Here is an 18,815-nt window from a genome sequence, read left to right on the forward strand (position 1 = left end):
TCGGCAGCTCAAGCGCTGGGCACGGCGTCGACCGCCAGCAGATGGTCCAACAGCAGTTGCGCTGCCACGGGCAGGGCGTCGCGCGAGGCTACGCACAACGCCAGTTCCCGCTGGGCCCAAGGCTCATCCAGGGGCAGGACCCGCGTGTTGGGCAGGTTGTAAGTGCGCGCGCTGCCTTGGGGCAGGATGCCGATGCCGATACCCGCATCGACCATAAGGCACAACGCGTCATAGCTGGACACTTCCATGCGCAATTTCAGTGTGCGGCCCAGGTCGTTGGCGGCCTTGATCATCTGGAAGTTCAAGTGGGTGCCGCTTTTGAGGGCGACAAACTCATCATCGAGGATGGCGTGGAAGCGAACGCTGGTCTCATTGGCCAGCGCATGATCCTTGGGCACGAGCAACACCAGGCGATCGCGGCGAAACGGAAAAACCTCGATATCCGCGCCATGGGGCATATGGGTAAAGAGGCCGATGTCGGCCCGTTTTTCGGCAATGCCCCGGGTAATGGCCAGGCTTTCCTGTTCTTCCAGGGTGATGGTGATCAACGGGTAAAGCGTCATGAAGGATTTGAGCAGCGCCGGGAGAAACTGACTGATCGCCGAGATGTTCGCCAGCACCCGCACCGAGCCGCGACGGCCATCGGAGTAGTCCCGCATTTGCACGGCGATGTCGTTGAGGTTGTTGAGTGCGCTTCGCGCAAGATACAGCAAGGAAATACCCGCTTGCGTCGGGGTAATGCCTTTGTTGGTGCGTACCAGCAGGCTTAAGCCGAGGGATTCTTCCAGTTCGCTCAAGCGTTTGCTGACCGCCGCCGCGGCGATGTGTTCGCGCTGGGCGGCGGCGCTGATCGTGCCCTCTTCAATGACACTGATAAACAAGCGTAGGGAGACGGGATCAAGTTTCATTGCCGGCTCCAATTTGCCTGCCTGAGTATGACCCATACTAACCGCTACGCTTGAAGATCAGAATGCACCGGACAACAGATAACCGGCGTTCGGGACTTGGGCTTTCAAACCCAGGGTCTTGAGGATCTGGTAAACAGTGCTCACCGAGGCTGACAGCACCGGCAGGGCGAGGCGATCCTGGACGATTTGGATGGCCGGCAGCGAGGGCATCTGGACACACGCCGACAGCACCACGCCGTCGGCTGAGCCGATGTTCAGGCGATCGGCATGAGCGATCAGGTTCATCGGGTCCAGGCGCCCGACGGCCAGGTTATCGGAGACCTCCAGGCTGATGGAGTCCGTCACCTCGATGCCGGCTGCTTCGATGTAGTCGATCACCTGTTGCGTCAGGGGCTTCATGTAGGGCGTCACAATCGCCACTTTCTTCAAGCCCAGCACATTGATGCTGTCGATCAGGGCACCGGCGGAGCTGAGCACCGGCGTCGGTGCCTCATTGCTTTGCACGACCTTGGACAGGCGTGCCTGGGACACTTTGTGGTAACCCGGGCCCTGGCACATGATTGCGACCAGGCAAGCGTAAGCCATGACATCACAGCGCGCATCACTCAGCTCCAGGGCACAGCGATCACTGTCGGCATCCATTTTTTTCAGCTCGTCGTGGCTGACATTCTTCATGCGCATGCGCGCGGAATGAAAACTGAAGCGCTCTTCGGGAAACTGGGCGTAACGAGACGTCAGCATCGCCGGGATTTCAGTCTCCATGGTGGTATTGGAGCTTGGAACGATTTGACCGATACGAAAGTTTTTCATGGCTTGACCCCCTCTGAAATAAGCTCGCGCCCAAGGCGTTTGCCTGTGTGGGGGCATGTTAAGAGGGGGTTATGGCCCCGTACATCAGTGGTTCGCGAGCCCACCATCGTCAACGGCGATGGCGGCGGGTGCCATTACTGGCTGAACAGGTAGGGCATGCCTTGCAGGGGGAGGCATTGGGTTTCCTTGATTTCGTGCATCACGAACGTGCTGCGCACTTCCTTTACATGGGGCAGGGCAGCCAGCACCTTGCGGCTGAAATTCGCAAAGGTGTCCAGGTCGGGGGCGACGACCCGGATCAGGTAGTCGTCCATCCCCGAGAGGATGTAGCAGCTCAGTACATTGCTCAGCCTGGAGACGGCCTGCTCAAACTCTTGAGCGTGCTGTTCCATGTGGGAAACGATTTTCACGAAGACAAACGCATCGATGCCAAACCCCAATGCCTTGCGATCCAGTTGCAAGCTGTAGTCGCGAATAATGCCCGCGTCCTCCATGCGCTTGACCCGACGCCAGCACGGTGACACCGAACTGTTGACCTTTTCGGCCAGGTTGGCCATGGAAATGCGGGGGTCACTCTGCAGGACGCAGAGGATTTCCCGATCCAGTGCAGACAGTTCGATAGCGGCAGGCATGTGCGGGTCCTCAGGCAGGAAAAAGAGGGTATTTTTGTATTTATGCGCGGCAGGTGGAAAGACTAACCATTTTTTGCCTTCGATTGGAAACGAATAACCGGGCGACGTCGTTTTTTGCCAGCAGACAAGCAAAATTTACCTGGCCGATCTCCCTAAAATGAAACCGTCAAAACAAACGATTGGCGGGCGTACTCATGGCAATGTCGCTAACGGCTCTGGAACGAGCCTACTCACCCAGCTCTGTCGCCCCGGACTTTATGTCCGTGGTGCTTCAATACCGAGCGCTCAGTGATCTTATGTGTACCCGGCATGCCGCCACGCGTATTGAGTACGGCCAGGGTGCCGATGAATATTCAATCCTGTTCGAGCCGGCCACCCAGGCCGCGTCATCGATGCTGGTGTTCATCCATGGCGGCTACTGGCAAGAGCTTTCGGCGCAGGACTCTTGCTTCCCGGCCGAGGGCCTGCTCGCGCACCACATCGCATATGCGGCCATCAACTACAGCCTTGCCCCCGCTGCGAATATCTTTGATATGGCCCGGCAATGCTGCCGTGCCCTGGAGGCGCTGCAGGCGGCCCGGCCGAACTGCCGGATAGTGATCGCCGGCAGTTCGGCCGGTGCGCACCTGGCGGCCATGCTGTTGACCTTCGACTGGCGCGCACGCGAAGGCGGCCAGCCACCTTTTGCCGCCGCGCTGTTGATTTCCGGGATTTACGACCTGCGTCCGTTGATCCCGACCTACATCAATACGCCGCTCAAGCTGACCCTGGATTCGGCGCTGGCGTTAAGCCCCCAACTGCAACCGATTGTCAGCCCTTGCCCGACGGTTGTGTGCTTTGGCCAGCAGGAAACCGATGCGTTCAAGCAGCAGAGTCGCGACTTTGCACAGCGCCTGATCAGCGTGGGGGCCGACGTCTCCTTGTATGAAGTTCCAGGGCGTAATCACTTCGATATCGTTTTTGATATTTCCCAGTCAGCCACCTTGATTGGCGCTGACGTACTGCGGTTGTCAGGAGTACCACAATGAAAAAAACACGAAGCCGGCACATTCCCCTGGTGCGTGATCCCGCACTGGAGTTGTCCTTGGTCAGGCAGATTGATCAGACGAGCCACGAGAGCCGGGAAAAAAGCGTCAAGCAAACCTCGGGCCAGCCCATGGTCGACTTCGATGGGACCAGTAACCCTTACATCGACTATCACCGCAACGATTTGCTCCTCAGCACCCAGCATATGCGCAGTGAAGGTCATGATGAGATGCTGTTTATCCTGATCACCCAGTGCACGGAGCTGACGTTCAAGGCGATCCATTTTGAAGCCTACAATTTCCAGCGCCGTATCCAGGAAGACGACCTGCCCGGGGCCCTGGTCCTGATCCCGCGGATCAAGCGCCTGTTCGAGTACCTGATCAAAACCTGGGACGTGCTGTCGACCATTACCTCTGAGGGCTTCAATGAGTTTCGCAATAACCTGGGGATTTCTTCAGGCCAGCAGTCCTACATGTACCGCCATGTCGAATTTATTCTCGGCAATAAATCGGTGCGTCTGGCCCAGGCCCATGCCAACAACCCGGATGTGTATCCCTACCTTGAACAGGCGCTGAAATCCCCCAGCCTGTATGACGACGTGTTGCGCTATCTGCACCGCCGTGGGGTGGCAATGCCTGCGGATGCCCTGGAGCGCGACTGGTCGCAGACCTATGCCGTCAATGCGGGCGTGGAGGATGCCTGGATGACGGTGTACGCCGATCCTTCTGCGGAAAATGACCTCTATCAGTTGGGCGAAGGGCTGACCGAGATTTCCGATTTGTTTTCCCAATACCGCTGGCGGCACTTCAGTTCGGTCGAGCGCATTCTGGGCTTTAAACCCGGCACCGGAGGATCGGCAGGCGTGGCGTGGCTCAAGCACGTGGTAGAGCACCGATTCTTCCCGGAGCTTTGGACAATTCGTACACGGTTGGGAGCTTGATCAGTATGTTGGGTACAGAAAATGTGGCAGGCACGGATCCGCTGGCATCGATGCGTGAGCGTTTCACGATACCGGAAGGGGTGACTTATTTTGACGGCAACTCGCTGGGGCTGATGCCAAGGAGCGTGGGCCCGAAGGTCAGCGAGGTGGTGGAAAAACAATGGGCGCAGGGCCTGATCCGCTCCTGGAATGATGCCCACTGGCGTGACCTGGCCACCCGCACCGGGGAAAAAGTGGCCCGTCTGATCGGTGCCGGCCCCGGCCAAGTGGTGGCCTGTGATTCGACCTCGGTCAATCTGTTCAAGGTCCTGGTCAGCGCGGTCAGGCTGCGCCCAGGCCGCACGCGGATTGTGACGGACATCGATTCCTTTCCAACCGATTTGTACATCATCAATGAAGTTGCCAAGACCCATGGCTTGATTGTGGATGCCGTGCCGGCGGCCAGCATCCCCCAGGCCCTGGATGTGGATGTCGCCGCCGTGGTGTTGACCCATGTCGATTACCGCACGGCACATATCCACGATATGCAGGCCTATACCCGGGCCTGCCAGGCAGCCGGGGCGTTGATGATCTGGGATCTGTCGCATACCGCCGGGGCAGTGCCTTGCGAACTGGATGCCTGTGAAGTCGATTTTGCCATCGGGTGTGGCTACAAGTACTTGAATGGCGGCCCCGGCGCCCCGGCGTATCTCTATGTTGCCAAGCGCCATATCGAGCAATGCGAACAACCTCTCACAGGCTGGTTTGGTCATCGCGCGCCGTTTGACTTCGACCTTGAGTACGCACCGGCGCCAGGGATTGAGCGCTTCTTCTGCGGGACGCATCCGGTGCTGGGCTTGTCAGTGTTGCACAACGCCCTGGATGCTTTTGAGGGTGTCAACCTGCAGGCGCTGCGGGCCAAGAGCACAGCCCTGACCCGCCACTTCATGGAGGCTGCGCAACACAGGCTTGCAGCCCATGGCTTTGTCATCGCCTCGCCCATGGACGATGCACAGCGTGGCAGCCATGTATCGCTGCGGCACAAGGCGGGATACGAAATCATGCAAGCCCTGCAGAAACGCCAGATCATTGGCGACTTCAGACTGCCCGATTTCATGCGTTTCGGTTTTGCCCCGCTGTACAACAATGTTGATGAAGTGGAGCACTTGGTCAGCGCACTTGAAGAGATTATGGTCAACCGTGAATGGTTGGTTATTTCCGGTGAAGAACGCAAAGCCTTCACCTGAACAAGTTGTTTTAGAACATTGATTTGATTGGATGGTGTTTTATATCCGGCACTCCGGTGCCTGATAGTTTTTGTCTCGGCCCTATTACGCATAAAAAACGCGATTGCCCGCTCAGGGTAGCGCAATAACTTATAAGGCTTAATGAACAGTTCTGCTGTTCAGAGGATGACCTATGTCTACTGTAGATGGTATTACGCAGCGGGAAAATGGTTTAAAGAGGCTATTGAGCAAACCGCAACTGACCATGATTGCAATCGGCAGTGCCATTGGCACTGGCTTGTTCCTGGGCAGCGGCACGGCGATCGGCATGGCAGGGCCGAGCGTCATTCTGAGTTATGCGATCAGCGCCCTGGTGGCATTTATCCTGATGGCCTGCTTGAGCGAGATGGTGGTTGCGCACCCGGTTACCGGGTCGTTTGGCGCCTATGCCGAAGTGTACCTGGGCGGGCTCGCCGGTTTTTTGGTGCGCTACGCCTACTGGATTTCCGTGGTGCTGGTGATTGGCACTGAAGTCACCGCGATTGCGGTCTACATGCAGTATTGGGCGCCGGGGTCGCCCGCCTGGTTATGGATTGCCATCTTCTCCGGCGCGATTATTTATTTGAATACGCAAACCGTCAAAGTGTTTGGGGCTTTTGAATACTGGCTGGCGTTTTTCAAAGTGGCGGCGATTGCTGCATTTATTGTGATCGGTAGTTATATCGTGTTTAAAACACCTGCCGACAGCGGTATTGGCTTCGATAATTATATGGAGGGGGCAGGTTTTTTCCCTAATGGGTTCTTTGGGACCTGGTCGGCGGCCATTATCGCGTTATTCAGTTTTATTGGTATCGAGTTTATCGCCGTGGCCGCCGGCGAGGCGGACAACCCAGGCGCTGCGGCAAAAAGCGCCTTCAAGTCGGCATTGTTTCGCCTGGTATTTTTCTACATCTTCACCGTGGCGCTCATGGTCGCCATTGTTCCATGGCAAATGGCCAATGAACGTGAGAGCCCCTTTGTCCTGGTGATGAAGTTGATCGGTATCCCGGGCAGCGCGGGCATCATGAACTTTGTGATCCTGACGGCAGCGTTGTCGGCGATGAATGCCCAGTTGTATGTGGCCTCACGCATGATCTTCAGCCTGTCCCGTACAGGCTATGCCCCGAAAATGCTGGGTAAGGTCAGCGCCAAGGGGGTGCCGCTCAACAGCTTGTTTTTCTCGACATTCGGCGTGGCCGCTGCGGGCTTGTGCAGCGTGCTGTTGGACCAGGGCACCTTCATTTTGATGATGTCGATTGCCATGTTCGGCGCGCTCTTTACCTGGCTGATGATTTTCATCACGCATTGGCGCTTTCGCCGCCATTACCAACACCACAACCTCACGCTTGCTTTCAAAGTCAGAGGTTTTCCGTTGACCACGCTGGTGGGGGGCACGCTGATGGCGGCGTTGCTCGGCACCACGCTGCTGGTTCCACAGTTTCGCATGACGCTGGTGACTGGCGTGCCACTGCTCCTGGTGCTGGCTATCGCCTATCGCTGCATCCATCAGCGCCTGCCCACGCTGGCTACCCTGGAGGAGAAGGGATGAAGATCTATCCGCCGTTCATTGCCGCCGCTGTACAAGCCGCACCGGTGTACCTGGAGGCTGACGCCACGGTTGAACTGGCCTGTCGCTTGATCGCCGAGGCCGCACACAACCAGGCGCGCCTGGTGGCGTTTCCTGAAGTCTTTGTGGCTGGCTATCCCTACTGGAACTGGACGATGAACCCCGTAGAGGGCAGTGCGTGGTACGAGCGCCTGTATGTGAGCGCCATTGATGTGCCCGGGCCGCAAACCGAGCGGCTGTGCGCGGCCGCCCGGCAGGCCAACTGCGTTGTCGTCATCGGTGTGAACGAGCGCGGTGCCCACAGCTACGGCACGCTCTACAACACGGTGCTGATGATCAGCGCGCAGGGCCACCTTATCGGGCGCCACCGCAAGCTGGTGCCCACCTGGGCCGAGAAGCTGACGTGGACCGGCGGCGATGGCAGTTCGTTAACGGTCCATGAGACCGAACTGGGACCGATCGGCGCCCTGGCCTGTGGCGAGAACACCAATACCCTGGCGCGGTTCAGCCTGTTGGCCCAAGGCGAACTCATCCACATTGCCAACTACATTGCCTTGCCCGTGGCGCCCGACGACTACGACATGGTCGAGGCCATCAAACTGCGCGCCGCGGCCCATGCCTTTGAGGGCAAGGTCTTCAATATCGTGTCTTGCTCGGCGATCTCGGAGCCGATCATCACTGCCGTGGCCGGGGACGATCCCAAGGCCCGGGCCATGCTGGAGCGCAAGAACAGCGCGTTTTCCGGGATTTTCGGCCCCGATGGTCGTTTGCTGACTGAGCCGTTGATTGACCGGGAAGGCATCGTCTACGCGCAGATCGACCTTAGCAAATGCATCCAGCCCAAACAGATGCACGACATCGTCGGTCACTACAACCGCTTCGATATCTTCAGTCTGTCGCTCAACAAACGCCCGCTCGAGGCACTGAATATCATCACTCAAGAACCGCTCGCTTGCCCTCGCGTGCCGCTGGGCACAGAGGCGTCGCCCAATGACGAGAGGTTCACTGCTGGAGCTAGCCGCCATGAAGGATGACAACGTTGAAGGCCGTGCCCGAGTCGTCAATACACCGCAGCTCAACGCGTATTACGAGCAGCTTGCCGAATACGAGGCGGGGGCCTTGTGGACGGTGGCCAATGACATCGAGCCCTGGGAGCCCAAGGCCCATTCGGTTCCGATGATTTGGCGCTATCAGCAACTGCGTCCCCTGGTGCTGCGCTCCCTTGAACTGGTCCGCCCGCAAGAGGCCGGACGCCGGGTCATCATGTTGGTCAACCCCAAGCGGCATGATGTCAGCGCGGCGGTCGGCCTGTTGTACACCGGCCTACAGGTCATGAACCCGGGGGAGGCGGCCTCCGCGCATCGGCACATGGCGTCTGCCTTGCGCTTTATCATCGAAGGCGAGGGCGCCTATACCATCGTCGAGGGCGAGCGGGTGAGCCTCAACCGCAATGACTTTGTGATCACCCCCAATGGCACCTGGCATGAACACGGCAATGATACGGGAAGCGGTCCTTGCATCTGGCAGGACGGGCTCGATATTCCGCTGATCAACACCCTGGAGGCGAACTTCTACGAAGTGCATCCCGACTTGCACCAGCGCGTCACCCGGCCCCTGGATGCGTCCTACAACACCTACAGCCATGCCGGCGTCAGGCCCTTGGAACCGGATTGGCGCAAAGCCTATTCACCGTTGCTGAAGTATTCGTGGACACACACCTACGAGGCGCTTTGCCAATACGCGCAAGCCAGCGAGGGCTCGCCGTTCGACGGGGTGATGCTGGAGTACGTGAACCCGCTGACCGGCGGGCCGGTCATGCCCACCCTGGGGGCCACTATGCAAATGCTGCGGGCCGGGCAAGCGACCCGCGCCCACCGTCACACGGGCAATGTGATCTATCACGTGGCCAAAGGCTGCGGGTATTCAATCATCAATGGGCAGCGCTTTGACTGGGAGGAACACGACATTTTCTGCGTGCCTTCCTGGGCGTGGCACGAGCACGCCAACCTGTCGCCGGACGACGATGCCTGCCTGTTTTCATTCAGCGATTTTCCCGTGATGAAAGCCCTGTCGATCTACCGCGAAGAGGCCTATGCCCTGAATGGCGGCCATCAAATTATGACTCAAGCTCAGGAGAACTGATATGCGTTTGGTAACCTACCAGAACCGTGCTCGCACCGATGCGGCCCGTCTTGGCGTATGGCTCGGTGAGCGTGTGGTTGATGTGGCGCGCCTGGCCGCCAGTGCCGGCCAGACACTGCCGGACTCCATGCTGGGCCTGATCGATGCCGGCCCCGATGCACTGGCGTTACTGGGCCGGTTATGTGACCCGTACGCCGACCAATGGCCGCCAGGCACCTCGACCTGGCGGGACAATGTGCACCTGCTGGCGCCCATTCCACAACCGCGCAAGAACATCTTTGGCATTGGTCTTAATTACCGTGAACACGTCGCCGAATCCAGTCGCAGCCTGGACACGGCGGCGCAACTGCCGTCACAACCGGTGGTGTTCAGTAAGCCGCCAACCAGTGTGATCGGGCCCGGCGATGGGATCGAACACAACGCCCAACTCACCCAGCAACTGGATTGGGAAGTGGAACTTGCGGTGGTGATCGGGCGCCAGGCCAAAGGCATTGCCGAATCGCAGGCCATGGATTACGTGTTCGGTTATACGGTGATCAACGACATCAGCGCGCGGGACAATCGCCGGGCCGGGCAGTGGATCTTCTCGAAGGGGCAAGACACTTATTGCCCCATGGGGCCTTGCCTGGTAACCGCCGACGAAATCAAGGACCCCCACAACCTGGCACTGACGCTCAAGAAGAATGGGGAACTCAAGCAAGCGTCCAATACACGCCATATGTTGTTCAGGATTCCCGCGTTGATTGCCGATATTGCCAGTGCAATCACCCTGGAGCCGGGCGACATCATTGCCACAGGCACCCCCTCGGGTGTGGGAGCCGGGCGCACGCCGCAAGAGTGGATGGTGCCCGGGGATGTTATTGAGGCCTGGGTGGAGGGTATTGGCCTGTTGCGCAATCCCGTGGTGAACAGTCAATAAGCGCAAGGGCTGTTTGACTGGCGTGTTCTTGTTGTAGCTCCTACTTAACTTAAATGATGACTTGGGTGTGTCCTCGCGGATATGCCCACGACTTTGCTCGGGTGTATGAATATGAATAATAAAAAAGTATATGTCCTGATCGTTGTGGCCGCTGCGTCCATGCAGGCACGAGCCGAAGAACCATTGCCCACCAATGGGTTTATTCAAGACAGCAGCCTGAATATTTTATTAAGGAATGCGTATATCAGCCGCGATTACAAAGATGGCAATCAAGACAAGGCCGAATGGGGGCAGGCGATAAGTGCCAGGTTCACCTCTGGATTTACCGACGGGTTCATCGGGTTTGGGATCAACAGCTTTGCTGACTACGCTGTTCGCCTGGATGGCGGCAAGGGTCGCAGCGGTGCTGGCGGTATCGACTTTTTCAAGCAGGGCGACAGTGGGGCGCCTGCCGACGACATCGCCAAGGCTGGTGCGTCAATCAAGTTGCGTCTCTCCAAAACCGTCGTTGAATATGGTGACCAGATGCCGGTGTTGCCGGTCTTGCGGCATGACAGTGCCCGCCTGCTACCGGATGCCTACACCGGCACCCTGATCACCTCCAGAGAGCTTGAAGGGCTGGAAGTCAATCTTGGCCGTTTTACGGCGCAGTCCAGGAAAAGCGCCGAGGGGCGCGACAGTGGCGGGCTGGACAGGATCGATGTGTACGGGGTGCGCTATCGTTTCAACAATCGCCTGAGTGCAGCGCTGTACGCTTCAGATATCCAACAGGTCTTGAAGCGCCACTATGCCAATCTGCTGTATGAAATGCCGCTTGAGCAAGAGCGTTCGCTGACCGTTGACTTCAATGCCTATAAAACCCGCCTGGACAAAGACTTCGCGGCCGGGGCCGGTCGGGACAATGTGATCTGGAGCCTGGCCGCCACCTATAAGACGGGGCCCCATGCGTTCATGCTTGCCCACCAACGCAATACCGGGGACACCGGATACATTTACGGTCGCTATCAAAATGCCGGTGGGGTGGGGGACAGCAATGGCACGATTTATGTGGCGAACTCCTACTGGTCTGACTTCAATGCCGAAGATGAGCGTTCCTGGCAGTTGAGCTATGCCTATGATTTTGGCGCCAGCGGGGTACCCGGGCTGAGTTATCGGGTGGCCTATGTACGGGGTGACAACATCAAGACGCAGAGCACCGGTGACGGCCGGGAGACTGAGCTGTTCAATCAATTGCAGTATGTGGTGCAAAGTGGCAAGGCCAAGGACCTGAGTTTCAAGGTTCGCAGCTCGCACTTGAACGTCTCCAATAAAGCGAGCAATTACAATATAGGGGGTAACGAACTGCGCATTTTTGTTGATTACCCGATCAGTATTTTCTGAGGGGCGGTAACGTTGATGGGTTAATAGCGATAAAGAACATATTTGCCTATATATAAGGCAAATCTGCCAATGTTAAATTTCCATGCCCTGTCGATAAAACAACCCTGTAGGGTTAGCGCGGGCTCGGAACACCAGATCTATTAGAGATGTAAGTCCAGGCCTGGAAGTTTTGATCGTAATAATAAAATGCTGTATTTCCAAGTGCTTGTTTTTCTTAAAATTCAAATAACAGGAAAAATGAATTATGGCGATATTTGATTACAAAGGGCAAGACGCCCGTACGCTCATTTCTGATGCCTGGAACCTGGCCACCTACGCCAGTGGTGTTGCCACCGTCGGGGTGCTTTACAACATACCCGGGGCGGTCCTTGGCGAGGGCAACACCTTCACTCTTCCCCAGGGTTGGCGTGAGATTAATGCCAGCGAGCTGAATGTCGATAAAAGCCATCTGGACCTTACGGGGAGCTTCACCGGCGGGGATGTCCTCGGTGCCCAGGCCCGGGTGTTCGGGCAGTACGACAGTAGTGGCCAGTTGACCAAAATGGCTTTTGCCTCTGCCGGTACCAACTCGCTGATCGACCTGGCAGGCTGGCCAGCCATGATCGACAACTCTTATATCAACGGTTTCGATTACCTGTTGGATGCCGTCAAGGATTACGCCATCGGCAAAAACCTCAGCGGCAAAGACGTACTGGTTACCGGCTACAGCCAGGGAGGCTCGGTGACCAACAGCATGTTCCTGGCCAAGGACACTCTGGCAGATGGCTTTTTCAAAGACTCGGACTATTTCGGCATGGAGTCGCCCAAGGTCGGCAACGACAGTGGCATCTTCAACTTTGGCTTTGAAAACGATGTGGTGCACCGGCTGATCGGCGAAGAAACCAACCTGGGCAGCGCCGCCATCGACGCCCTGACCGGCAGCGATATCAACTACACCTCGACCACCGACAACATCGTGCTCTTCGACACGATCTACGCTTTGCCTACCTGGCCCAATGGTCCGTTCTCCATTGCCAACCTGACAGGCTGGGCTGCCCACCTCGAAGGCATTTTCATCAACCCCATCCAGACCATCAGCCAGTCGACGTTCTACGACTACATCGAGCGTGACAGCACCATCATCATCAGCAACCTCGACCCGATCAGCCGCAGCTTCACCTGGGTCAGCGACAAAGCGACGGCGACCTCCAACCACTATGGCACCCCGGCGTTCCTGCTCGGGACGTCCAGCGCCGATAAGCTGCAAGACGGTCGCCACGATGACTTCCTCGATGGCTTTGCCGGCGACGACAGCTTCCGGCTCAGCACCGGCACCGATACCGTCGCCGGCGGCGCGGGCAATGATAAGGTGTTCCTCAAAGGCGCCGCGGCGAACTATGAAGCGGTCAATCTGAGTGACGGTACCGTGTTCCTCAACGATACGAGCGGCCAATACGGGCTCAAGGAACTGCGCGGCGTCGAGCACGTAGAGTTTGAAACGGCCCTGGCCACCAATGCCAGCCAATTGCCCCTGATCGGCAATTTTCTCAGCAGCATCGGCCAGGCGTTGACCCCGGCCTACACCATCACCAGCGGCAAGCTGGATTACGAAGGTTGGTTCGGCCAGGACAAGTCGTACAACAAAGCCATTGAAGGCACCACGCTGGCTGACAACCTCAATGGCACCAGCGGCCGTGACCTGATGTTTGGCCAGGCCGGTAACGACACACTGAGCGGCGGCGGTGGCAATGACCTGTTGCACGGTGGCGCGGGCAACGACACCTTGTTGGGCGGTAGCGGCAATGACCAGCTTTATGGCGCCGCCGGCAACGATATCCTGGTGGGCGGGCAGGGCAACGATCTGCTCAGTGGCGGCGTCGGCAGTGACGTGTTTGTCTTCGACCAGGCAGGCTTTGGCCAGGATCGGATCAGCGACTTCAACATTCACCAGAACGGGCTGGATGTGCTGGTGTTTTCCAAGTCGCTCTTCGCCTCTACCGATGCGGTGATCAGTGCCGCCAGCCAGCAAGGCAATGACACGCTGATCCAGGCCGGAGACGCCAGTGTCACACTGGTGGGCTTCAACCCGGCGAATCTGAGCGCGGATATGCTCAGCCTGGTCTGAGAAACACACCTGTGTTAACGGCGCCACCTTCTTTTACAAAAGAAGGTGGCGCCCAGTGACCGGCTGCCATCCACGCCATGCCGTCTGCGTCGCCAGCCAGTTTGCAAGCGTTGCCGAAAACCTGTTCCCAACTCATCACTCCATCCGCGACAGCGGTAGGGAGTCGACTCATTTCATATCCCTGGCCTGCACCCACAGCACCGCGTCCTGGGACAGGGGTTTGCCTTTATGGGTTTTCGTCGCCCCAATGTTGAGCGCTGCAATGCCCCACCAGCCGGCGCGGGGCAGGCCGATGCTCACGATCCCCTGGGCATCCGCATACGTACTCAGAGACTTGAAGGCCGGTTGGGGAGCCGTGACATAGTCTTGCTGGCCGAAGACGTTGTTGGCGATATCGACGGAGTGGTTGAGGTATTCGACTTCGACCTCGGCGAACGGCACGGGCTTGCCGTCGGCCAACACCACGGCGCGGAACACGCCCCCGGTCCAGTTGGCATAGGGCTTGTTGAGGGCCTGGATTTCCACCGGCAAGCCCTGCGGCTCTGACCAATTGCCGGGTACGCCGCCCACGTTCACGATCAGTTTGGTGAACTGCTGGATATAGACGTCTTCCTCGGTTTCCAGGTAGGGCTCGGGTTCGAGTACAAACACATGGTCGCCCAGTGAGCGCACCAACGCCCGTGGAATCGACGCACGGTAGGCGCTCGCCTGGTTGCCGCGACTCTGCCACTGGACAGGTCGCAGGTAGTGGCGCAGGTCGGTTTGCTCGCCGCTGTGGGAGCCGATATGGCTGAAGGCGCGGGGTTGCCCCATGGCCATGGTCGGCCCGGCGGAGAACGGGTGAGTGAACACGATTGCAAACTCCAGGTCATCTGCACGCGACAGCGCCGTTTCCTTGACATAGAGCATCTGGAAGTGGGCCTGGGCGGCGCAGCTCACGCACCCGAAGGTCACGGCAGCGAGGGCTTGCAGCAGTCGTGGTGTGATCGCCATGGTCGATGTCACCTTGAAATATCGGAGGACTGGATTGTGGTGTCATGGCCGTCTCCACCGAGGAACACCACACGATAGCTGCCGGTGGGCGCCTGGAACCTGTAGCTGTTGTCCTGGTCGACACGGGCGTCGAGCAACAGCTTGTTGCTTGCGTCCTGGACCTGGATTTTTCGACCCTCGGCGGAACTGCCATCGGTATAGCCCGCCTCGCACTTCACCCAGTCATCGTGCTCGATATAGCAGTCGAACACGGGGGCATGGGCCAAGGCTGCCTGACAGCACAACAGTGCAGCGGTCATGAACATCGGTTGGGCCAAATATCGGGGTTTCATAAGGTTTGAGTCTCCACAGTCGAGGTTGATCACTGCGGTGCCGATGCTTGAATGGCAGCCGCAGGGTTGCCAGCCGGCGCAAAGGCCGCCAGCAAGGCATCCAGGTTGGCACTGAGCAGGGTTTCGTAGCGGTTGGCCGTGTTGGCGAGCAGGCCCGGGTTGCCGGTATCCAGTCTCAGCAAGCGTGCGCCACCGGCCTCGATGGCCTGTGCAATCCTGGAGTCAGGTGCCCACTTGTGGACCACCACGCGGATCTCCCGCTCGCGCAGGTAGCGGGTCAGGGCGGCGCGGTCGGCGTCACTCCAGTCGATATCCTGGCGGACGAACCAACCGTCGACATACACGCCAAACTCGCCAAACAGATAGACCAACTCGTTGGCCAGCGACAGCACACGCAGATCCGGTACTTCCAGCAGGCGCGCACCGTAGTCGGCCTTCAACCGGCGCAATCGGCCGTCCAGTGCGGCAAGGTTGCGTTCTATCTGCGGCGCATCGGCGGGGGATAAACGTGCCAGGTCGGCGGCAATCAGCGCCGACATGCGCATGGCATTGACAGGCCCAAGCCAGGCATACGGCGACGGGTCGCCAGCGCCATCACGAACGCCAGCCCAGGGCACATCGCTGGAGGGCACGCGGGTCACGGCCACGCTGGGCTTGAGGCTGTCCCATGAGCGTGAGGCATCGATCTCGACGATCCGCAGGTTGTGGCGCCGGGCCGTGGCATACAGGGGGTCAGCGCGCCACAGGCTGCTCAGGGTGACCACGGCGGCGGCCTGCTGGAACAGCGCCGGTTCCAGGCGTGACAGCGCGCTGGCCTGGCTTTCCATGGGCACGCCAGCCTCTGGCGGAACCCGTACCACCTCGAGGCGCGTGCCATCGCCGAGTGCCGCAGTGAGCGCAAAGAGCGCCGGCAGGGCAACAAGCACTGGCTGGCGTTCGGCTTGCGCCAAGGCCGATGACGGGCCGCCCAGCAGCAGTACCAGCAACGCCGGCCAGAGGCGGCGCAGAACAGTAGGCCGGGTCATACGCTGGCTCCCCTGAACCGGGACGCGGTGGCGCGGATCACGGTGGTGGCCACGAAGACCAATGCCGCGACGATCACAATGGCACCGCCCGTCGGTACGGGAATCTGGAACTGCATCGGGGCCAGGATCCCGACGACACAGGAGAACGTCGCGATCAGGACGGCGCGGGTGACCAGTCCCGGCAGGGAGTGGCTGATATTGCGGGCTGCCGCTGCCGGTATCAGCAGCAAGGCCTCGACCAGCACGGCACCGATGATCTTCAGGCAGGCGACGGTCACCAGTGTGACCAACACCACGAACAGGTATTCGACGCTGCGCACCTTTACGCCACGCGCATGGGCCAGGCTCGGGTTGAGGCTGGACAACAACATCCCGTTGTACAGGGGCAGCCCGATAAGTGTGCACACCACCGTTATGCCAAGCAGTACGTTCATGTCGCGGTGGTCGACGGCCAGGATGGAGCCGAACAGCACGCTTTCCATCACATGGGTATTGATCTTCGCCGAGACGAACAGCAGCAACGAAGCGCCGACCGCCAGGGAAATGGAGAGGAACACGCCGATCAGTGTGTCGTTGGCCAGTGTGGTGCGGTGCTGCGTGTACTTGAGCGTCAGTGCGAACAGCAGGCAGAAACCGAACATTGAAAAGTACGGTGAGGTGTAGGATTCGCCGATCAACACGCCAATGGCCACGCCGGTCATCGCCGCATTGCCCACGGACTGGCTGAAGAACGCCATCCGCTTGATCATCACCATCGAACCCAGCACACCCAGCAACGGCCCGATCAGAACGGCACACATCAGTGCATTGATCACAAACTCGTATTCAAAGGGTTGCGGCAAGAGGTGACTCGCGGCAAGGGCCTGGAGCCGGTCGCGAATGAAGTCATACAAGGCACTCATCGAATCACCTCCAGCCAGCGGTCGATCTGATCGGCGGGACCATGAAACAGCACCCGTTGGTTGATAACGGTCACGGACTGCGCGAGACGCCTGACCTGTTCGAGGTCATGGTTGATCCACAGAATGGTGACGCCACGGCCCAGCAGCTCGCCCACCAGCGTCTCCACCAGGCGTACACCTGCCTCGTCGATCCCGGCGGTCGGCTCATCGAGAATCAACAGCCAGGGCGCCGGGCTGATTGCCTGGGCCAGCAGCACGCGCTGGCGTTGGCCACCCGACAGGCTGCCAAAGGGTTTGGCGCCCATGGCGGCCATGCCGGTACGTGCCAGGGCCTGGGCATTGGCCACCTTGGCGGCGCGGCTTGCGCCCAGGAAGGCGGGCCGGCGTTGGCCCAGCAAGGCCATCAGATCGTTGACTGTCATCGGCACATTGCGGTCCAGGTCCGGCAATTGCGGGACATACCCCAGCGGCGCTGTGAGCGCACCCTCCAGGCGCACCTCCCCGGCATGGGGCATTTGTCCCAGCAAGACACGCACGAGTGAGGTTTTGCCGCCGCCGTTGGGGCCCACCAGGCAATGGAGCGTGCCGGCCTCCACGCGCAAGCTCACCTTGTCCAGCACCTGGGTGCCTTCCAGTTGCAATGAGACGTTATCGAACACTATCGCGGGTCCGCGCATGGCTTGATCCTCCTTCATCGCTGCATGTATTCAACGGCCGCCGCCAGGGTCTCGAGGTTTTCACCCATGGCCACCTCGAACTCGTCCGCGCTGTAGGCACTGCCGGTGATGTGAGACAGCGCGAAAACCTTCACCCCGGTGGCGGCCTCGATAGGCTTGGCCAGGTCAATGGAAAAGTGTTTCTCGGCAAACAGCACGCGCACATCGGCCTGCTTGATCGCCTCGATGGTGTTGGCCAGCTGGCGTGCTGTCGGGGCGACGCCATGGCGCGGCTCGATCACGGCACTGACGAACAGGCCGAACTCCTGCATCAGGTAGTCGTAGCCGGCATGGGTTGTCGCGCAGCGGAACGACGCCAGGTCGAGTGCGGCGAAGCGCGTCATGAAGCGTGCCCGTAGTGCGCGGATACGTGCGGCGTATGCCAGGGCGTTGTGTCGATACGCGCTGGCGTTGTCCGGGTCCAGTTCCCCCAGCCGGCGAGCGATCTCGAACACCTGTTGGATCGCTGCCGTGGTGGAAACAAAGGTGTGCGGGTTGACCACCTTGGCGCCTCCCTGGTCGCCACCGATGGGAATCAGGGCCACCGAGGCATTGGCCTGGATAATCGGCAATGTCGCCCCGCGGCCGGCGGCCTTGATGATCTGCGAGGCCCACTCATCGTGCCCGATGCCGTTGACGACCAGCGCATCGAGAGTCATCGCACGGGTGATGTCATCCGGCTGCGGTTGGTAGTTGTGCGGGTTGGCCTGTGCCGGGATCAGCGCAACGACCTGTGCCCGATCGCCGACGATGTTTGCCACGAAGCTGTAGTAAGGGTGCAGTGTGACGCCGATTTTCAGGGGGGTGCCCGAGGAAGGGCCGGTGCCGGCAAACGCGATGGCAGGTAGCAGTACCAGCAGCGCCAGGTAATGGCGCCACAGGGCAGGGTACTTCTTGGACAGGTTCATGGCTGGGTTCCTTTTACGCGTTCGACTTCACTGGCACCGTCGTAGGGGATGACTTGGCGCCAGCCGCTGCCGACCAGGGATTCGGGCTTGACGATGCCGGGGTAGGGGGCGTTCGGGTCGCGGTGGACCCAGATCGTTGCCTGGTTGGCCCACATCACACCGGCATGGGCGTGGCCGATGACGAGCAGGTAGGCGCTCTGGCCGGGGGCGCGGCCCCCTGAGCCGTAGTAGACCGTCGCCCCCTGGCCCTGGGTGGCCCGGGACACG

19 protein-coding genes are annotated in these 18,815 nt (G+C 59.4%); 9 read left to right on the forward strand and 10 right to left on the reverse strand.

Annotation, left to right across the window (positions count from 1 at the left end; translation table 11 throughout):
• Positions 1 to 8: 8 nt before the first annotated feature.
• The 3 genes from BLL38_RS00985 to BLL38_RS00995 form a co-directional block, all read right to left on the reverse strand.
• A complete protein-coding gene (locus BLL38_RS00985; protein ID WP_076960899.1) occupies positions 9 to 908 on the reverse strand; it encodes a LysR substrate-binding domain-containing protein in 900 nt (299 codons plus the stop codon).
• A 57-nt stretch (positions 909 to 965) separates the two neighbouring features.
• Entirely contained in the window at positions 966 to 1,718 is a 753-nt protein-coding gene (locus BLL38_RS00990) for a maleate cis-trans isomerase family protein (protein WP_076960900.1), read from the reverse strand.
• 134 nt (positions 1,719 to 1,852) lie between these two features.
• A complete protein-coding gene (locus BLL38_RS00995; protein ID WP_076960901.1) occupies positions 1,853 to 2,350 on the reverse strand; it encodes an Lrp/AsnC family transcriptional regulator in 498 nt (165 codons plus the stop codon).
• Between the two features lie 194 nt (positions 2,351 to 2,544).
• Here BLL38_RS00995 and BLL38_RS01000 point away from each other — a divergent pair, with 194 nt between their 5' ends.
• From BLL38_RS01000 to BLL38_RS01040, 9 genes are all read left to right on the forward strand, one after another.
• Positions 2,545 to 3,378, forward strand: coding sequence for an alpha/beta hydrolase (locus BLL38_RS01000; protein ID WP_076960902.1), 834 nt, complete (start codon positions 2,545 to 2,547; stop codon positions 3,376 to 3,378).
• Entirely contained in the window at positions 3,375 to 4,316 is a 942-nt protein-coding gene (locus BLL38_RS01005) for a tryptophan 2,3-dioxygenase (RefSeq protein WP_083743017.1), read from the forward strand. The genes BLL38_RS01000 and BLL38_RS01005 overlap by 4 nt, the downstream gene beginning before the upstream one ends.
• A 5-nt stretch (positions 4,317 to 4,321) precedes the next feature.
• Positions 4,322 to 5,542 carry a kynureninase gene (gene kynU / locus BLL38_RS01010; RefSeq protein ID WP_083743024.1) on the forward strand — a complete coding sequence of 407 codons (1,221 nt, stop codon included), beginning with the start codon at positions 4,322 to 4,324 and terminating at the stop codon, positions 5,540 to 5,542.
• Between the two features lie 172 nt (positions 5,543 to 5,714).
• A complete protein-coding gene (locus BLL38_RS01015) occupies positions 5,715 to 7,109 on the forward strand; it encodes an amino acid permease (protein WP_076960903.1) in 1,395 nt (464 codons plus the stop codon).
• Entirely contained in the window at positions 7,106 to 8,161 is a 1,056-nt protein-coding gene (locus BLL38_RS01020) for a carbon-nitrogen hydrolase family protein (protein ID WP_083743018.1), read from the forward strand. Before BLL38_RS01015 ends, BLL38_RS01020 begins: the two co-directional genes overlap by 4 nt.
• Positions 8,151 to 9,269, forward strand: a complete 1,119-nt coding sequence (locus BLL38_RS01025) for a cupin domain-containing protein (RefSeq protein ID WP_076960904.1) — start codon at positions 8,151 to 8,153, stop codon at positions 9,267 to 9,269. Before BLL38_RS01020 ends, BLL38_RS01025 begins: the two co-directional genes overlap by 11 nt.
• Before the next feature lies 1 nt (position 9,270).
• Positions 9,271 to 10,188, forward strand: a complete 918-nt coding sequence (locus tag BLL38_RS01030) for a fumarylacetoacetate hydrolase family protein (protein ID WP_076960905.1) — start codon at positions 9,271 to 9,273, stop codon at positions 10,186 to 10,188.
• 111 nt (positions 10,189 to 10,299) lie between these two features.
• Entirely contained in the window at positions 10,300 to 11,568 is a 1,269-nt protein-coding gene (locus tag BLL38_RS01035; protein WP_076960906.1) for an OprD family outer membrane porin, read from the forward strand.
• A 244-nt stretch (positions 11,569 to 11,812) separates the two neighbouring features.
• Positions 11,813 to 13,672: a calcium-binding protein gene (locus BLL38_RS01040; RefSeq protein WP_076960907.1), complete on the forward strand. Its 1,860-nt coding sequence runs from the start codon at positions 11,813 to 11,815 to the stop codon at positions 13,670 to 13,672.
• Positions 13,673 to 13,840: 168 nt separating this feature from the next.
• Here the strand turns inward: BLL38_RS01040 and BLL38_RS01045 are convergent, their stop codons facing one another.
• Genes BLL38_RS01045 through BLL38_RS01075 form a run of 7 tightly spaced genes read right to left on the reverse strand, consistent with a single transcriptional unit; the run spans position 13,841 to position 18,814 of the window.
• Positions 13,841 to 14,665, reverse strand: a complete 825-nt coding sequence (locus BLL38_RS01045) for a DUF4198 domain-containing protein (protein WP_076960908.1) — start codon at positions 14,663 to 14,665, stop codon at positions 13,841 to 13,843.
• Positions 14,666 to 14,673: 8 nt separating this feature from the next.
• Entirely contained in the window at positions 14,674 to 14,997 is a 324-nt protein-coding gene (locus BLL38_RS01050; protein WP_076960909.1) for a hypothetical protein, read from the reverse strand.
• 29 nt (positions 14,998 to 15,026) lie between these two features.
• On the reverse strand, positions 15,027 to 16,022 hold the full coding sequence (locus BLL38_RS01055; protein WP_242627581.1) for a metal ABC transporter solute-binding protein, Zn/Mn family: 996 nt from the start codon (positions 16,020 to 16,022) through the stop codon (positions 15,027 to 15,029).
• Entirely contained in the window at positions 16,019 to 16,924 is a 906-nt protein-coding gene (locus BLL38_RS01060) for a metal ABC transporter permease (RefSeq protein ID WP_076960910.1), read from the reverse strand. The genes BLL38_RS01055 and BLL38_RS01060 overlap by 4 nt, the downstream gene beginning before the upstream one ends.
• A complete protein-coding gene (locus BLL38_RS01065; RefSeq protein ID WP_076960911.1) occupies positions 16,921 to 17,601 on the reverse strand; it encodes a metal ABC transporter ATP-binding protein in 681 nt (226 codons plus the stop codon). The genes BLL38_RS01060 and BLL38_RS01065 overlap by 4 nt, the downstream gene beginning before the upstream one ends.
• Positions 17,602 to 17,615: 14 nt before the next feature.
• Positions 17,616 to 18,548, reverse strand: a complete 933-nt coding sequence (locus tag BLL38_RS01070) for a metal ABC transporter solute-binding protein, Zn/Mn family (protein ID WP_076960912.1) — start codon at positions 18,546 to 18,548, stop codon at positions 17,616 to 17,618.
• The gene (locus tag BLL38_RS01075) at positions 18,545 to 18,814 is read right to left on the reverse strand and encodes a DUF6162 family protein (protein ID WP_169897583.1); all 270 of its coding nucleotides are present in this window, start codon (positions 18,812 to 18,814) and stop codon (positions 18,545 to 18,547) included. Before BLL38_RS01075 ends, BLL38_RS01070 begins: the two co-directional genes overlap by 4 nt.
• Between the last annotated feature and the right edge of the window lies 1 nt (position 18,815).

It is taken from the genome of Pseudomonas gessardii (assembly GCF_001983165.1).
Taxonomy (GTDB): domain Bacteria; phylum Pseudomonadota; class Gammaproteobacteria; order Pseudomonadales; family Pseudomonadaceae; genus Aquipseudomonas; species Aquipseudomonas gessardii.

Bases quoted from the DNA above. Each gene is read 5' to 3' on its own strand.
- BLL38_RS01000 (WP_076960902.1), top strand. From the start codon at position 2,545: ATGGCAATGTCGCTAACGGCTCTGGAACGAGCCTACTCACCCAGCTCT.
- BLL38_RS01065 (WP_076960911.1), bottom strand. From the start codon at position 17,601: ATGCGCGGACCCGCGATAGTGTTCGATAACGTCTCATTGCAACTGGAA.
- BLL38_RS01070 (WP_076960912.1), bottom strand. From the start codon at position 18,548: ATGAACCTGTCCAAGAAGTACCCTGCCCTGTGGCGCCATTACCTGGCG.
- BLL38_RS01020 (WP_083743018.1), top strand. From the start codon at position 7,106: ATGAAGATCTATCCGCCGTTCATTGCCGCCGCTGTACAAGCCGCACCG.
- BLL38_RS00995 (WP_076960901.1), bottom strand. From the start codon at position 2,350: ATGCCTGCCGCTATCGAACTGTCTGCACTGGATCGGGAAATCCTCTGC.
- BLL38_RS01030 (WP_076960905.1), top strand. From the start codon at position 9,271: ATGCGTTTGGTAACCTACCAGAACCGTGCTCGCACCGATGCGGCCCGT.
- BLL38_RS00985 (WP_076960899.1), bottom strand. From the start codon at position 908: ATGAAACTTGATCCCGTCTCCCTACGCTTGTTTATCAGTGTCATTGAA.
- BLL38_RS01055 (WP_242627581.1), bottom strand. From the start codon at position 16,022: ATGACCCGGCCTACTGTTCTGCGCCGCCTCTGGCCGGCGTTGCTGGTA.
- BLL38_RS01060 (WP_076960910.1), bottom strand. From the start codon at position 16,924: ATGAGTGCCTTGTATGACTTCATTCGCGACCGGCTCCAGGCCCTTGCC.
- kynU (WP_083743024.1), top strand. From the start codon at position 4,322: ATGTTGGGTACAGAAAATGTGGCAGGCACGGATCCGCTGGCATCGATG.
- BLL38_RS01005 (WP_083743017.1), top strand. From the start codon at position 3,375: ATGAAAAAAACACGAAGCCGGCACATTCCCCTGGTGCGTGATCCCGCA.
- BLL38_RS00990 (WP_076960900.1), bottom strand. From the start codon at position 1,718: ATGAAAAACTTTCGTATCGGTCAAATCGTTCCAAGCTCCAATACCACC.
- BLL38_RS01025 (WP_076960904.1), top strand. From the start codon at position 8,151: ATGAAGGATGACAACGTTGAAGGCCGTGCCCGAGTCGTCAATACACCG.
- BLL38_RS01015 (WP_076960903.1), top strand. From the start codon at position 5,715: ATGTCTACTGTAGATGGTATTACGCAGCGGGAAAATGGTTTAAAGAGG.
- BLL38_RS01050 (WP_076960909.1), bottom strand. From the start codon at position 14,997: ATGAAACCCCGATATTTGGCCCAACCGATGTTCATGACCGCTGCACTG.
- BLL38_RS01045 (WP_076960908.1), bottom strand. From the start codon at position 14,665: ATGGCGATCACACCACGACTGCTGCAAGCCCTCGCTGCCGTGACCTTC.
- BLL38_RS01035 (WP_076960906.1), top strand. From the start codon at position 10,300: ATGAATAATAAAAAAGTATATGTCCTGATCGTTGTGGCCGCTGCGTCC.
- BLL38_RS01040 (WP_076960907.1), top strand. From the start codon at position 11,813: ATGGCGATATTTGATTACAAAGGGCAAGACGCCCGTACGCTCATTTCT.